Source organism: Paraburkholderia diazotrophica (genome assembly GCF_038900755.1).
Classification (GTDB): domain Bacteria; phylum Pseudomonadota; class Gammaproteobacteria; order Burkholderiales; family Burkholderiaceae; genus Paraburkholderia; species Paraburkholderia diazotrophica_A.
In genome coordinates this window covers 416,336-431,122 of record NZ_JBBPEN010000002.1, presented here as the reverse complement: position 1 = coordinate 431,122, position 14,787 = coordinate 416,336, and the positions used below count along the sequence as shown (strand labels likewise).

The window sequence follows — 14,787 nt, the reverse complement described above, 5'->3', positions numbered from 1 at the left end:
AGTCTTGCACTACGAAGCCGGCGCGCTTCACCGATGCGTCGGTCATCACGTCTTGTCGGAGGCATCAGTTGGCCACAGAACTCGCCGGAAAACACATCGTCCTCGGCATGACAGGCGGGATCGCCTGCTACAAGATCGCTGAACTCACGCGCCTTCTGATCAAGGCCGGCGCGACCATCCAGGTCGCGATGACGGACGCAGCGACGCAGTTCATCACCCCCGTCACGATGCAGGCGCTGTCGGGCCGCCCCGTGTATACGAGCCAGTGGGACGCGCGCATTCCGAACAACATGCCGCACATCGATCTGTCGCGCGAAGCAGACGCGATCGTGATTGCCCCCGCCTCCACCGATTTTCTCGCCAAGCTCGCAAACGGCCTGTGCGACGACCTCCTGTCCACACTTTGCATCGCGCGCGACTGTCCGCTCCTCGTGGTGCCCGCGATGAACCGTCAGATGTGGATGAATCCCGCCACGCAGCGCAACGTCGCGCAACTGCGCGCGGACGGCATCGAGCTGCTCGGACCGGATTCGGGCGCGCAGGCGTGCGGCGAAGTCGGCGACGGACGCATGCTCGAACCGGAAGCCGTCTATGAAGCGATTGCGTCGTTCTTCACGCAGAAGATACTGGCAGGCCGCCGCGTGCTGCTGACGGCCGGTCCGACGTTCGAGCCGATCGATCCCGTGCGCGGCATCACGAACCGTTCGAGCGGCAAGATGGGCTTCGCGCTCGCGCGCGCGGCGCAACAGGCGGGCGCGGACGTGCATCTCGTCGCCGGGCCTGTTGGCCTGGAGACGCCGTGGGGCGTCTATCGCGAGGACGTGCAGACCGCGCAGCAGATGCACGACGCCGTGATGCGTGCCGCGCCCGACTGCGACATCTTCATCGGCGTGGCGGCCGTCGCGGACTGGCGCGTCGATCATGTCGCCGATCACAAGATCAAGAAGACCGCCGATCGTGCGATCCCGTCGTTCTCTTTCGTCGAGAATCCAGACATTCTGGCGTCGGTCGCGAAACTGCCGCGTCCGCCGTTCTGCGTCGGCTTTGCGGCGGAAAGCGGCGATCTCGACACGCATGGCGAAGAAAAGCGCAAGCGCAAGAACGTGCCGCTTCTGATCGGCAATCTCGGCCCGCAGACGTTCGGGCTCGATGACAACGAAGTCGTGCTTTTCGAGGCCGCGGGCATCACGCGGCTTCCGCGCGCGGACAAGCAGACGCTCGCGCGCGCGTTGATCGTGGAAATAGCCAAGCGCCTGCCGGATGCGAGCGTGATCGCCTGAGCGTCGCCGCGCTCATCGCATCATCGCGAATGGTCACGCTCGAATACGATCCCTCAGCCAATGCCATGGTGCTGACATGACCCTGCTCTCCGTGCTCGACCAGACGCCCGTTATCGACGGGCATACGGTGTCCGACGCGATTGCCGCGACGGTCGAACTCGCGCAACTCGCCGACGATCTCGGCTACACGCGCTACTGGTGCGCCGAACATCACGGGCTTTCCGGCGTATCGAACCCGTGCCCGGAAGTGATGCTCGCGCGGCTCGGCAGCGTGACGAAGCGCATCCGGATCGGCTCGGGCGGCATCATGCTGCCGTACTACAGCCCGTTCAAGGTCGCCGAGCAGTTCATGATGCTCGAAGCGCTGTTTCCGAACCGCGTCGATCTGGGCGTCGGACGCGCGCCGGGCGGCGACATGCGCACCGCGCAGGCTGTCGCGGCGGGCGCCTACAATCGCGGCGAACAGTTTGCGCAGCAGGTCGCCGATCTCGTCGCAATGATGGACGGCACGCTGCCTTCCGATCATCTCGCCTATGGCGTGCTGCTGCAGCCGCACGTCGAAACGCGCCCGCAACTGTGGGTGCTCGGTTCAAGCGATTTCGGCGGCCTGCTGGCCGCGCAGCTCGGCATTCGTTTCTCGTTCGCGCACTTCATCAATGCGCATTTTGGACATGCCGTCGCGCAGGCGTATCGCGAGCGTTTCAAGCCTGGTCAGGAGCAGAAGCCGTATTTCGCGGCCGCTGTGTTCGTGATCTGCGCGGACACCGAACGCGAAGCCGCCGACCTCGAAAAGGCCGTCGATCTGCGCCGCGTGCAAATGGCGTACGGTCTCAACGCGCCGATTCCGTCGATCGAACAGGGGCTCGCGCAGGAATACGGCGAGCGCGAACTGCTGGTCATCGACAGGGAAAAGCCGCGCAGCATCATCGGCACGCCTGAGTCGGTGACAGCACGGCTGCATGCGTTGCAGGAACAGTTCGACGCGGACGAACTGATCGTGCTCACTGTCGCGGGCAGCTATCGCGCGCGCCTGCGCTCATATGAACTGCTCGCCGAGGCGTTCGAACTCGGCAAGTCGTAGAAAGACATTCGAATCAACGGATGCTACTTTTTCAACCTCTCACCGAACTGCATGAAACTCGACCTGAAGATTCTCGATCCGCGCATGCGCGAACAACTCCCCGCCTACGCGACGACGGGCAGCGCGGGCCTCGACCTGCGCGCCTGCCTCGAAGCGCCGCTAACGCTCGAGCCCGGACAAACGGCGCTCGTGCCGACGGGCCTCGCGATCCATGTCGGCGATCCCGGCTATGCGGCGCTGATCCTGCCGCGCTCGGGTCTCGGCCACAAGCACGGCATCGTGCTCGGCAACCTGGTCGGCCTGATCGACTCGGATTATCAAGGCCAGTTGATGATCTCGACGTGGAACCGCGGCACGACCACCTTTACGCTTAATCCGATGGAGCGTCTCGCGCAACTGGTGATCGTCCCGGTCGTGCAAGCCGAATTCAATATCGTCGACGAGTTCGAATCGAGCGAGCGCGGTGAAGGCGGCTTCGGCAGCACCGGCAAGCACTGAGGCATTGCCCGTCTTCGGTTCAATTCGTTCAATTCGTTCGATGCATGCGATGCGTTTGACGCGCACGAAATAAAAACGGCGTGGGTCGAAAAACCCACGCCGTTTTGTTTTTGCTTCAGATCTGCGGAGCGACTGACGCTCAGTCCACTTCCACCGCTTCCGGATTCGGATTGCGCGGCGGCGCCGAATTCTCGTCGAACGTCAGCTGAACCTTGTCGTCCGCGTCGACGTCGACCGTCACGCGGCCGCCGTTCATCAGCTTGCCGAACAGCAGTTCGTCGGCGAGCGCGCGGCGGATCGTGTCCTGGATCAGACGCTGCATCGGACGCGCGCCCATCAGCGGATCGAAACCGTGCTTCGCGAGATGCTTGCGCAGCGAGTCGGTGAAGAGCGCGTCGACCTTCTTCTCGTGCAACTGGTCTTCGAGCTGCATCAGGAACTTGTCGACCACGCGCATGATGATTTCTTCATCGAGCGAGCGGAAGCTGATCGTCGCATCCAGACGGTTGCGGAACTCCGGCGTGAACATGCGCTTGATGTCGACCATTTCGTCGCCCGTTTCGCGGCGCGTCGTGAAACCGATCGTCGACTTCTGCATCGATTCGGCGCCCGCATTCGTCGTCATGATGATGATGACGTTGCGGAAATCGGCCTTGCGTCCGTTGTTGTCCGTCAGCGTGCCGTGGTCCATCACCTGCAGCAGCACGTTGAAGATGTCCGGATGCGCCTTCTCGATTTCGTCGAGCAGCAGCACGCAATGCGGCTTCTTCGTCACGGCTTCCGTCAGCAGGCCGCCCTGGTCGAAACCGACGTATCCCGGCGGCGCGCCGATCAGACGGCTCACCGCGTGACGCTCCATGTACTCCGACATGTCGAAGCGGATCAGCTCGATGCCCAGCGTGAACGCGAGTTGCCGCGCCACTTCCGTCTTGCCGACGCCCGTGGGGCCGGAAAACAGGAACGCGCCGATCGGCTTGTCGGTCTTGCCGAGGCCCGCGCGCGCCATCTTGATCGAAGCGCTGAGCGCGTCGATGGCGGGGTCCTGGCCGAACACGACGGCCTTCAGATCGCGATCGAGCGTCTGCAGCTTGCTGCGATCGTCCTGCGACACGCTTTGCGCCGGCACGCGCGCGATCTTCGAGATGATTTCCTCGATCTCGCTCTTGCCGATCGTCTTCTTCTGCTTCGACTTCGGCAGGATGCGTTGCGCCGCGCCCGCTTCGTCGATCACGTCGATTGCCTTGTCGGGCAGATGACGATCCGTAATGAAGCGCGCCGACAGCTCAGCCGCCGCCGACAGCGCACCCGACGAATACTTCACGCCGTGGTGCTCTTCGAAGCGAGACTTCAGGCCGCGCAGGATCGCCACCGTCTGCTCGACGGTCGGCTCGGTCACGTCGATCTTCTGGAAACGACGCGACAGCGCTGCGTCCTTTTCGAAGATGCCGCGGAATTCGGTGAACGTCGTCGCGCCGATGCACTTCAACGTGCCCGACGACAGCGCCGGCTTCAGCAGATTCGACGCGTCCAGCGTGCCGCCCGATGCAGCGCCCGCGCCGATCAGCGTATGAATTTCGTCGATGAACAGAATGGCGTTCGGACGCTCCTTCAGTTCCTTCAGGACCGTCTTCAAACGTTGTTCGAAGTCGCCACGATACTTGGTGCCCGCGAGCAACGCGCCCATGTCGAGCGAGTAGACCTGCGCGTCGACCAGAATGTCCGGCACTTCGCCACGCGTGATGCGCCACGCGAGACCCTCGGCGATCGCGGTCTTGCCGACGCCCGCCTCGCCGACCAGCAACGGATTGTTCTTGCGGCGGCGGCACAGCACCTGCACGACGCGCTCGACTTCCGCTTCGCGTCCGATCAGCGGATCGATGCGGCCGTCCTTCGCCATCTGGTTCAGGTTCTGCGTGAACTGTGCGAGCGGCGTTTCCTTCTGCGCAGCGGCTTCGTCCGATTCGGCGCTTGCGTCGGTCGACTTCGCGGCTTCCGAGCTGTTCGTCTTCGCGATGCCGTGCGAAATGAAATTGACGACGTCCAGACGCGTGACGCCCTGTTGTTGCAGGTAGTAGACCGCGTGCGAGTCCTTCTCTCCGAAAATCGCGACGAGCACGTTCGCGCCCGTCACTTCCTTCTTGCCGTTCGACGTGGACTGGACGTGCATGATCGCGCGCTGAATCACGCGCTGGAAACCCAGCGTAGGCTGAGTATCGACATCGTCGGTGCCCGGAACGGTCGGCGTATTGTCGTGAATGAAGTTGCGCAGGTTCTGACGCAGGTCTTCGATGTTGGCCGCGCACGCGCGCAGCACTTCGGCCGCCGTCGGGTTGTCCAACAGCGCCAGCAAAAGATGTTCGACCGTAATGAACTCATGCCGCGCCTGGCGCGCTTCCATGAACGCCATGTGCAGGCTGACTTCCAGTTCCTGGGCAATCATGCTTCCTCCATCACACACTGCAGCGGATGCCCGGCCTGCCGTGCGTGGGTAACGACTTGCTCGACTTTGGTCGACGCGATGTCCCGCGTGTAGACCCCACAAACTCCCCTGCCCTCGCGATGGACCTTCAACATGATTTGTGTCGCGGTCTCGCGATCCTTATTGAAATATTCCTGCACGATCATCACGACGAATTCCATCGGCGTGAAATCGTCATTCAACAGCACCACCTTGAACATGGCAGGCGGTTTCAGCTTTTGTTCCTGCCGCTCCAGTACGGTGTTGTCCTGCTTGTCCGGGATAATCGCCATACACCCATTCTAAACAACTCGGACAGGCCCGCAATCCTGTCAAAACCCGACCGGCTGGTCGGACATCAGTTCCCTCCGGCCCGTTGGAGCGGCCTCTCGTGGGTGCGCTTTGCGCCGGGCCGATTGCGGTCGCGGCCCTCCGAAATATTCGATATACATCTGTGTTGCAGCGTAATGACTTCGGTCGGATTGAGTATCGCACAACCCGGGCCAGCAGGCTGACGGCCCGGCCGGTCGACGCCGGCCTCTCCCCGCATAACAGCATGTGCGTTGATTATGCGACTTTTCAAGATGCCCCGCTTGCGCCACCGCACACATGCAAAGCGGTAAAAACCCTGGAAATTGGTTCTTTACAACGGAGAATTCAGCGTCTCAAAATTTTCTTGACACTCGATTAAAGAGACTCAACAATCAAGCTGGCACTTTTTTCAATAAGTGGTCTATACGAAAAAATGCCGTTGGTGAGCTTGTGAGGAGGGGCGACTGCATCCCGCGGTCGTTGAGCTTTTCGAGGGCTCGTGGCAGCTTTTGAGTTACAGGGGAAGTTGGTATGGCAACTGGTACGGTCAAGTGGTTCAACGACGCAAAGGGTTTCGGATTCATTACGCCCGACGAAGGCGGTGAGGATCTGTTTGCACACTTTTCGGCTATCCAGATGAACGGTTTCAAGACCCTCAAGGAAGGCCAGAAAGTCAGCTTCGAGGTCGTTCAAGGCCCGAAGGGCAAGCAGGCATCGAACATTCAGGCCGCAGCCTGATACGTTCGGTTCCGCACCCTTGAAAACCCGGCGTCACGCCGGGTTTTTTCGTTTCTGCGCAGTCCGCGCCGCTATCGGTATCTACGGCCGCAATCAGACGACCTTGAGGGTCGCCATCATGCCGAGATCCTCATGCTCCAGAATGTGGCAGTGGAACATCCGCTCGCCCGCGTCGCGCTGAACGGTGGCGATGCGCACCGTCTCTCCCCGCCGAACGTTGACGGTATCCCGCCATGCGAGATACGGCTCGTCTGTCTTCGCGCCCGCTTGCTCGCGCTCGATGACCTGGAACTGCGTGCCATGCAGATGGAACGGATGATCCATGTCGGTGCGGTTTTCGATCGACCACACTTCGACCTCTCCCGCCCGGCTGGTTAGCGCGATGCGCGATGGATCGAATGTCGAGCCGTTGATCATGAACTTCATGCCGGGCGGCAGCGCCGACATCATCGCGCCCGGACGGTGCATCGACTGCATGTCCATCGCTTCGGTGAAGACGACGGATTTGCGCGGCGCTTTGTTCGCTGCCGTATCAGGCGATGACAACAGCGGAGCGATGGGACGCAGCGTCGAAGGCACAGCGCGCGCCGCCGACGGGCCCGGCTCGAAGCGGACATCGGCGAGCGCTTTCGCCGGATCGGCGGGCAGGCTATGGCCTTCCGTCATTGTCATCTTGCGACGGTCATAGACGGCAGCGGTGAGAACCGCCGTCGACGGCTGCGCACCTGCGCGCACGACAATCTCCGCGCGCTCGCCGGGCGCGAGCAACAACTCCGTCAGACCGTCGCGCGGCTTGTCGAGCAGACCGCCGTCCGTGCCGACCTGCGCGAAAGTCTGTTCGCCGCCGAGCGACAATCTCAGATAGCGGGCGCTGCATCCGTTCCACAAACGCCAGCGTTCGTCCTGCTCAACGGTGAGACGCGGACGCCGCGCGCCGTTCACCAGAATGAACTGGCCTTCGCGACCGTTCATCCAGTCCATCATGTCGTTCGGCGCGATGGACACGTCGCTCGCGAGCTTCAGGTCCGAGAAGAACAGATGCCGTTCCGGAAATGCCGCGAGCGGGTCGTCGCCGGCGCGCACGATGATCGGCCCGGCCAGTCCGCGAAACACCTGCTCCGCCGTCATCATGTGCGGATGCGGGTGATACCAGTACGTGCCCGCGCTGCCGCGCGGCAGCGTGAAGCGATAGACGTGCGTCGCGCCAGGCGCGACGGGGTTCGTCGGATTGCCGTCCTGATCGGGCGGCACGGGCAATCCGTGCCAGTGAATCGTCGAAGGCTGCGGCAAGCGGTTGACGAAGCGGATTTCGACGGTGTCGCCTTCACGCACGTCGATCAGCGGACCGACGATCGAGCCTTGCGCCGCATCGCCGTATAGCCACAGCGCGGTGGAATGGCCCGGCATCAACTGCCGGCGCACAGGCTGCGCGACGAGCGTCGCGCGAAACACGCCCGGCTCGCTGCTCTCGTTTGCGAGCTTGCGGAACGCGGCAAGTGGCGCGCCCGCGGGCAGCGCCGTTTCGGGCGCGAGATCGCCCGCCGACGACGCGGCGCGAGAATGCGCCGCGTGATCCGGCGACATGCCGGGCATGTCTTTCATATCGCCCATGCCGGACATGTCGTGCATCGAGTGCTGTGCGAAAACGTCGCGCGCGAAGAGCGAAGCAACGGCGGCGCTCAACGTGCGGACGAGAAATTCCCTGCGGATCATGGATCGTTTCCTTGCTGATGCGGCGCGGCAATCGGATTGCTCGCAGCGCGCATGGATCGTGTGACGAGTTGCGAGCGGGTGTGCGCTCACGCATCGAGCTGCGTTTTTGCGCGCGACGAAAAAGCGCGCCAACACGAAGCGGTCACACGATCGGCGGCGGCACAGGCGGCGCGCGCGTGACACCGGCGCGCGCCGGGTCGCTGCGAGGAACCGGCACACGGGCCGACGACATGCGCACGGAAACGTGCGCACCCGACAGCATCGCGCCGCAGTGCACGCCGCACATCGTCGTGCAGCAGAGCGAGTGCGCGTGCCGGCAAGGCGAGACGGCATCGGTCGTGTGCATCGAGACATCGCAATGCATTGCAACGACGCGCATCGGTTCATGCATGCGCATCGCTCGCGGCGATAATGACGTCGACGCATGCTCATGCTCGCACGCGGACGCACCCTGCATGCGGAGCAGGGCGAGCGTCAACACGATGAGGATGCGCGAAAGCAGGGTCATGCGTATCTATCGGTGGATACGGGAATGCGGATCACTCGATCATAACGCAGCGCGACCGCTGCATCGATCACGGAAGCCCGAACGAAAAACCCCGGCAAGCGTGAGCTTGCCGGGGTCCGTGCAGGATGCCGAAGCGTTAATACGCGATCACATATGCTCGATCATCACCTGCCCGAAGCCAGAGCAGGAAACTTGCGTTGCGCCTTCCATCAGACGCGCGAAGTCATAGGTAACGCGCTTCGACAGAATCGACTTTTCCATCGACGAGATGATGACATCGGCCGCTTCCGTCCAGCCCAGGTGACGCAGCATCATTTCCGCCGAGAGGATTTCCGAGCCCGGATTCACATAGTCCTTGCCCGCGTACTTCGGCGCCGTGCCGTGCGTCGCTTCGAACATCGCGACGGAATCCGACATGTTCGCGCCCGGCGCGATGCCGATGCCGCCGACCTGTGCCGCCAGCGCGTCGGAGATGTAGTCGCCGTTCAGGTTCAGCGTGGCGATCACATCGTATTCGGCGGGACGCAGCAGGATCTGCTGCAGGAACGCATCGGCGATCACGTCCTTCACGACGATGTCGTTGCCCGTCTTCGGATTCTTCACCTTCATCCACGGGCCCCCTTCGATCAGCTCCGCGCCGAATTCCTTCTGCGCGAGCGCGTAGCCGTAGTCACGGAAGGCGCCTTCCGTGTACTTCATGATGTTGCCCTTGTGGACCAGCGTGACCGTGCGGCGATCGTTGTCGATCGCGTACTGGATCGCCTTGCGCACCAGACGCTCCGTGCCCTCGCGCGACACCGGCTTCACGCCGATGCCCGACGTGTCGGGGAAGCGGATCTTCTTCACGCCCATTTCTTCGCGCAGGAACTTGATGATCTTCTTCGCCTCGGGCGATTCCGCCGGCCATTCGATGCCTGCGTAGATGTCTTCGGAGTTCTCGCGGAAGATCACCATGTTGACCTTCTCCGGCTCGCGCAGCGGCGACGGCACGCCCTTGAAGTACTGGATCGGGCGCAAGCACACGTACAGATCGAGCTCCTGGCGCAGCGCGACGTTCAGCGAACGGATGCCGCCGCCGACGGGCGTCGTCAGCGGTCCCTTGATCGACACGACGTATTCCTTCAGCACCTGCAGCGATTCTTCCGGAAGCCACACATCGGGACCGTAGACCTTGGTCGCCTTCTCGCCCGCGTAGATCTCCATCCAGTGGATCTTTCGCTTGCCGCCGTACGCCTTTTCAACAGCGGCATCGACGACCTTGATCATCACGGGCGTGATGTCGAAGCCCGTGCCGTCGCCTTCGATGTACGGAATGATCGGCTGGTCGGAAACGTTGAGCGAGAAATCCGCGTTGACTGTGATCTTGTCACCGTCAGTCGGAACCTTGATGTGCTGATACGCCATGATCGGACTCCAGTGATGGCTGGTCTGTGAGAACAGGTTGGAACTGCGAAACCGGGGCGCTCCTCTTGCGCGCGACGCGACAAGATGCCGCTGCGAATGCCGATGCCCGATACTGCAAGGCCCATGCAGCAGGACCTGATGCAGCAGACAGGCAGGCGGGTATTCTAGCCCACGTCGGCGTGACGCTGCCCTTGGGACGAGCACCGACGCACGCCGCCGCAGCCTCGCTGGCGCGAGAGGAATCAAGTGTCCTATGTCTTATATAAGACACATGACATAACGTTCCATATTATGCATTAAGATCTCGCCATTTGCCACCGGACTTGCCCGTACTGGCCGTGGGCGCGCGGCGATCGCGTTGCTGCGGCCGCACGGACGCCGCGTCCGCACAGTGCTTCGCTCACGCATGACTCTGCTCGCTCTCAACAAACCCTTCGGCACGATCTGCCAGTTCTCGCCGCACGAAACACGCGCGTCGCTCGCCGACTGGGTGAAAGTGCCCGGCGTCTATCCCGCCGGCCGACTCGACTCCGACAGCGAAGGCCTGCTGCTGCTCACCGACGACGGCGCATTGCAGGCGCGCATCGCCGAGCCGCGTCACAAGCTGGTGAAGCGCTATTGGGCGCAAGTCGAAGGCGCGCCAGGCGGGAGCGATCTAAAGGCGCTCGCGCGCGGCGTCGATCTCGGCGACTATGTGACGCGCCCGTGCCGCGTGGATTTCGTCGAGCCCGGCGATGCGCTATGGGCTCGCACGCCGCCTATCCGTTATCGCGCGGCGATTCCCACGACGTGGATCGAACTGTCGATCACAGAAGGCAAGAACCGACAGGTGCGCCGCATGACGGCAGCCGTCGGCTTTCCGACGCTGCGTCTCGTGCGCGTCGGCGTCGGCGCGCTAGATATCTTTTCGCTCGGATTGCAGCCGGGCGAGTGCGTCGAGTTGCCGTCGCGCGCGCCGTGGGATGGCCTTGCATAGCAATCGCCATACCTTGGAACAGCGCGTCGTCAGGAGCACTAAGCCGTTGTATCGGCAAGCATTTTCGGTTCTTTTCGCTATTTGAAAAGCGTGCGATAAAGCCTCAAAAAAGCATTCGAAAGTCTGCGCGGCGCACTCAAAAAAATTCCAGAAGATTTTCGTCAACCGTGCTGCAACGTCACGCGTTATTCGACGCAGATGCCGCTGAAGCTGTCCGGCATTGAGCCTCAAGAGCCTTGATACAAGCCGCTTCGACGACCTGTACGGGGTGTCCGAACGCTAGCAGCCGCTGAGAAAAATTTCTTCGATGCGGATGTCAACCGAAAGGTGGACGGCACGTTTAACGACATGACTCAACCTAACCGGGTCATTGGGTTAATTAACTAAAGTCGAGGATTCACAAAATGAACAAACTGATCGCCGCTCTGGTCGCTGGTCTCTTCGCAACGGCAGCATTCGCACAAGCTTCGGCACCGGAAGCAGCTTCGGCAGCTCCGGCAGCAGCAGCTTCGTCGGCTCACAAGTCGTCGCACAAGAAGTCGCATAAGAAGTCGCACAAGAAGGCAGCTCCGGCAGCAGCAGCTTCGGCAGCGTCGGAATAAGTTTGTTGCAATAACGCAGTCAAGAATTAGCTTCATTGCCGTTCTTACGGCGTTGAAAGGCAGATGGCCGCAAGGCTCTCTGCCTTTTTGTTTTTGACGCGCTCGCGTAACATTCGCGGTTCATATTCAGCAAGGAGTCACGTCGTGCGATTTTCTTTGCGCTCGTTGATGGCGCGCTTCGCAATTGCAGTTGCACTGCCTGTCGCCGCATTGTCCGTCGTGTCGCTGGCAACGTTGTCCTCACAGGACGTCCTTGCACAGCAGATGCCTCAGGGCGCGAAACAGCCGGGCGATTTTCCGCGCGCGAAACTCTCGGCGGGCATGTTCGTCATCGACGCCGCCGTCGCCGCGAACGATGCCGATCGCGAGCAAGGTCTCATGTACCGCACGCAACTCGCGCCGAACGAAGGCATGCTCTTCGTGTTCGGCGAGAACGCCGTGCATTGCTTCTGGATGAAGAACACGTTGATTCCGCTGTCGATCGCATTCATGCGCGCCGACGGCACGATCACGGACATCGACGAGATGCAGGCCGAAACCACCAACAACCATTGCCCGAAAAACAATGGCGTGTATGCGCTGGAGATGAGCAAGGGCTGGTTCACATCGAAGGGCATCAAGCCCGGAATGAAGATTCAGGGCCTGCCGGCGCCGCAATAGGCGCGGCAAGCACGACAAACACAACAAGCGCGCGAACGGCGCAAGCAGGAAACCGTCACCGCTCGAACGAATACCAGCCGGCGCAGCCTCGGGGCGCGCCGGCTTTTTTGCGTCCGCTGCATTGCAATGCAAAGCGGGCGCGGCGTTGGACAAGCGCTGGCAGGATTCCTGCAAAAGCCAGGGCGACACGCTATTCTTATAGTCTCATCCGCAGCACCGAGAGAGATCGTCCGGGCCGCGCAGTCAGTCTCAGCGGAAAGCCCGGCGCCATTTACCGGCGCGCCAACTCATGGAGGTTCACGTGCCCCGCAAGACTCCTATCGAGCGATACCGGAACATCGGTATCAGTGCTCACATCGATGCCGGCAAGACCACCACCACCGAACGCATTCTTTTCTACACCGGCGTGACTCACAAGATCGGCGAGGTTCACGACGGTGCGGCGACGATGGACTGGATGGAGCAGGAGCAGGAGCGCGGCATCACGATCACGTCGGCGGCCACGACGGCGTTCTGGAAAGGCATGGCCGGCAATTATCCGGAGCACCGGATCAACATCATCGACACGCCGGGACACGTCGACTTCACGATCGAAGTCGAGCGCTCGATGCGCGTGCTCGATGGCGCGTGCATGGTGTACGACTCGGTCGGCGGCGTGCAGCCGCAGTCCGAAACCGTGTGGCGCCAGGCGAACAAGTACAAGGTGCCGCGCATCGCGTTCGTCAACAAGATGGACCGCGTCGGCGCGGACTTCTTCCGCGTGCAGCGGCAGATCGGCGAGCGCCTGAAGGGCGTGGCCGTGCCCATCCAGATTCCGATCGGCGCGGAAGATCACTTCCAGGGCGTCGTCGATCTGGTGAAGATGAAGGCGATCGTCTGGGACGACGAGAGCCAGGGCATCAAGTTCACCTACGAAGAGATTCCGGACAACCTGAAGGACCTCGCGCACGAGTGGCGCGAAAAGATGGTCGAGGCAGCGGCGGAATCGAGCGAAGAGCTGCTCGAAAAGTATCTGACCGATCACGAGAGCCTGACGGAAGACGAGATCAAGACGGGCCTGCGCAAGCGCACGATCGCCAATGAAATCGTGCCGATGCTGTGCGGCAGCGCGTTCAAGAACAAGGGCGTCCAGGCGATGCTCGATGCCGTGATCGACTATCTGCCCTCGCCCGTCGACGTGCCCGCAATTCTCGGCCATACGGAAGACGACCAGGAAGCGGAGCGTCATCCGAGCGATGACGAGCCGTTCTCCGCGCTCGCGTTCAAGATCATGACCGACCCGTTCGTCGGTCAGCTGATCTTCTTCCGCGTGTATTCGGGCGTGGTCGAATCGGGCGACACCGTCTACAACCCGGTGAAGGAAAAGAAGGAGCGCCTCGGCCGGATTCTTCAAATGCACGCAAACGAGCGCAAGGAAATCAAGGAAGTGCGCGCGGGCGACATCGCGGCCGCTGTCGGCCTGAAAGAGGCGACCACGGGCGACACGCTGTGCGACCCGAACAACATCATCATCCTCGAGCGGATGATTTTCCCGGACCCGGTGATCTCGCAGGCCGTCGAGCCGAAGACGAAGGCCGACCAGGAGAAGATGGGCATTGCGCTCAACCGTCTCGCGCAGGAAGACCCGTCGTTCCGCGTCACCACCGACGAGGAATCCGGCCAGACCATCATCTCCGGCATGGGCGAGTTGCACCTGGAAATTCTCGTCGACCGGATGAAGCGCGAGTTCGGCGTCGAGGCGACGGTCGGAAAGCCGCAGGTCGCGTATCGCGAAACGGTGCGCACGAAGATCGAGAACGTCGAAGGCAAGTTCGTCAAGCAGTCGGGCGGACGCGGCCAGTACGGTCACGCGGTGATCACGGTCGAACCCGATCCGGGCAAAGGCTACGAGTTCATCGACGCGATCAAGGGCGGCGTGATTCCGCGCGAATTCATTCCCGCCGTCGACAAGGGCATCCAGGAGACGCTGAAGGCAGGCGTGCTCGCGGGCTATCCCGTCGTCGACGTGAAGGTCACGCTCACGTTCGGTTCCTACCACGACGTCGACTCGAATGAAAACGCGTTCCGCATGGCCGGCTCGATGGCGTTCAAGGAAGGCATGCGCCGCGCGAAGCCGGTGCTGCTCGAACCGATGATGGCCGTCGAAGTGGAAACGCCCGAGGACTTCATGGGCAACGTGATGGGCGACCTGTCGGGCCGCCGCGGCATCGTGCAGGGGATGGAGGACATCGCGGGCGGCGGCGGCAAGCTGGTGCGCGCCGAAGTGCCGCTGGCCGAGATGTTCGGCTATTCGACGTCGCTGCGCTCGCTGACGCAAGGCCGCGCGACGTACACGATGGAGTTCAAGCATTACGCCGAGACGCCGAACAACGTGTCGGAGGCAATCATCAATTCGAAGGGGAAGTAGGCGTTTTCCGCCCCTGAGCATGAAAGCCCGTTCCGCAAGAACGGGCTTTTTTTGTTTGCGCTCCCCTTCTGGCGCAACTTCATACGCGAATTTTTTGGCCATGCCAGAATGGTCCGACTCGTATCGCGATCACATCGTTGTAAGCATGAC

Annotated in this window: 13 protein-coding genes; 8 read left to right on the top strand and 5 right to left on the bottom strand. The window is 61.9% G+C overall.

Translation table 11 applies throughout. From position 1 onward, the window contains the following. Positions 1-68 precede the first annotated feature (68 nt). From coaBC to dut, 3 genes are all read left to right on the top strand, one after another. On the top strand, positions 69-1,280 hold the full coding sequence (gene coaBC, locus AABE10_RS07235) for a bifunctional phosphopantothenoylcysteine decarboxylase/phosphopantothenate--cysteine ligase CoaBC (protein ID WP_342932601.1): 1,212 nt from the start codon (positions 69-71) through the stop codon (positions 1,278-1,280). Positions 1,281-1,356: 76 nt separating this feature from the next. Continuing rightward, positions 1,357-2,361 (top strand): LLM class flavin-dependent oxidoreductase, encoded by a 1,005-nt coding sequence (locus tag AABE10_RS07230; protein WP_342932600.1) that lies wholly within the window; start codon positions 1,357-1,359, stop codon positions 2,359-2,361. Positions 2,362-2,412: 51 nt separating this feature from the next. After that, positions 2,413-2,859 carry a dUTP diphosphatase gene (dut, locus tag AABE10_RS07225; RefSeq protein WP_342932599.1) on the top strand — a complete coding sequence of 149 codons (447 nt, stop codon included), beginning with the start codon at positions 2,413-2,415 and terminating at the stop codon, positions 2,857-2,859. Positions 2,860-2,998: 139 nt separating this feature from the next. Here dut and clpA read toward each other — a convergent pair whose 3' ends face one another. Both clpA and clpS read right to left on the bottom strand, forming a co-directional pair. Continuing rightward, complete coding sequence (gene clpA, locus AABE10_RS07220) at positions 2,999-5,299, bottom strand: ATP-dependent Clp protease ATP-binding subunit ClpA (RefSeq protein ID WP_090865711.1); 2,301 nt, start codon at positions 5,297-5,299, stop codon at positions 2,999-3,001. Next, positions 5,296-5,610, bottom strand: a complete 315-nt coding sequence (clpS, locus tag AABE10_RS07215) for an ATP-dependent Clp protease adapter ClpS (protein ID WP_012399982.1) — start codon at positions 5,608-5,610, stop codon at positions 5,296-5,298. Before clpS ends, clpA begins: the two co-directional genes overlap by 4 nt. A gap of 550 nt (positions 5,611-6,160) precedes the next feature. Between clpS and cspD the strand changes: the two genes are divergently transcribed. Next, positions 6,161-6,367 carry a cold shock domain-containing protein CspD gene (gene cspD, locus AABE10_RS07210; protein WP_017776809.1) on the top strand — a complete coding sequence of 69 codons (207 nt, stop codon included), beginning with the start codon at positions 6,161-6,163 and terminating at the stop codon, positions 6,365-6,367. Between the two features lie 93 nt (positions 6,368-6,460). Here cspD and AABE10_RS07205 read toward each other — a convergent pair whose 3' ends face one another. The 3 genes from AABE10_RS07205 to icd all read right to left on the bottom strand — a co-directional run bounded on the left by AABE10_RS07205 (position 6,461) and on the right by icd (position 9,992). Further along, positions 6,461-8,080, bottom strand: a complete 1,620-nt coding sequence (locus AABE10_RS07205) for a multicopper oxidase family protein (RefSeq protein WP_342932598.1) — start codon at positions 8,078-8,080, stop codon at positions 6,461-6,463. Between the two features lie 142 nt (positions 8,081-8,222). Further along, positions 8,223-8,588, bottom strand: coding sequence for a hypothetical protein (locus AABE10_RS07200; protein WP_342932597.1), 366 nt, complete (start codon positions 8,586-8,588; stop codon positions 8,223-8,225). A gap of 147 nt (positions 8,589-8,735) precedes the next feature. Further along, positions 8,736-9,992, bottom strand: a complete 1,257-nt coding sequence (icd, locus tag AABE10_RS07195) for an NADP-dependent isocitrate dehydrogenase (protein ID WP_342932596.1) — start codon at positions 9,990-9,992, stop codon at positions 8,736-8,738. A 406-nt stretch (positions 9,993-10,398) separates the two neighbouring features. On the opposite strand from icd, the gene AABE10_RS07190 reads away from it, so the two are divergent. From AABE10_RS07190 to fusA, 4 genes are all read left to right on the top strand, one after another. Further along, positions 10,399-10,968 (top strand): pseudouridine synthase, encoded by a 570-nt coding sequence (locus AABE10_RS07190; RefSeq protein WP_342932595.1) that lies wholly within the window; start codon positions 10,399-10,401, stop codon positions 10,966-10,968. 404 nt (positions 10,969-11,372) lie between these two features. After that, a complete protein-coding gene (locus tag AABE10_RS07185; RefSeq protein ID WP_342932594.1) occupies positions 11,373-11,570 on the top strand; it encodes a hypothetical protein in 198 nt (65 codons plus the stop codon). Between the two features lie 144 nt (positions 11,571-11,714). Next, complete coding sequence (locus AABE10_RS07180; protein WP_342932593.1) at positions 11,715-12,230, top strand: DUF192 domain-containing protein; 516 nt, start codon at positions 11,715-11,717, stop codon at positions 12,228-12,230. A 301-nt stretch (positions 12,231-12,531) separates the two neighbouring features. Beyond that, positions 12,532-14,637 carry an elongation factor G gene (fusA, locus tag AABE10_RS07175; protein WP_342932592.1) on the top strand — a complete coding sequence of 702 codons (2,106 nt, stop codon included), beginning with the start codon at positions 12,532-12,534 and terminating at the stop codon, positions 14,635-14,637. Positions 14,638-14,787: the final 150 nt, after the last annotated feature.

Coding starts and splice junctions, on each gene's coding strand:
- clpS (WP_012399982.1), bottom strand. CDS start 5,610: ATGGCGATTATCCCGGACAAGCAGGACAACACCGTACTGGAGCGGCAG.
- AABE10_RS07185 (WP_342932594.1), top strand. CDS start 11,373: ATGAACAAACTGATCGCCGCTCTGGTCGCTGGTCTCTTCGCAACGGCA.
- clpA (WP_090865711.1), bottom strand. CDS start 5,299: ATGATTGCCCAGGAACTGGAAGTCAGCCTGCACATGGCGTTCATGGAA.
- dut (WP_342932599.1), top strand. CDS start 2,413: ATGAAACTCGACCTGAAGATTCTCGATCCGCGCATGCGCGAACAACTC.
- icd (WP_342932596.1), bottom strand. CDS start 9,992: ATGGCGTATCAGCACATCAAGGTTCCGACTGACGGTGACAAGATCACA.
- AABE10_RS07230 (WP_342932600.1), top strand. CDS start 1,357: ATGACCCTGCTCTCCGTGCTCGACCAGACGCCCGTTATCGACGGGCAT.
- AABE10_RS07190 (WP_342932595.1), top strand. CDS start 10,399: ATGACTCTGCTCGCTCTCAACAAACCCTTCGGCACGATCTGCCAGTTC.
- cspD (WP_017776809.1), top strand. CDS start 6,161: ATGGCAACTGGTACGGTCAAGTGGTTCAACGACGCAAAGGGTTTCGGA.
- AABE10_RS07200 (WP_342932597.1), bottom strand. CDS start 8,588: ATGACCCTGCTTTCGCGCATCCTCATCGTGTTGACGCTCGCCCTGCTC.
- AABE10_RS07205 (WP_342932598.1), bottom strand. CDS start 8,080: ATGATCCGCAGGGAATTTCTCGTCCGCACGTTGAGCGCCGCCGTTGCT.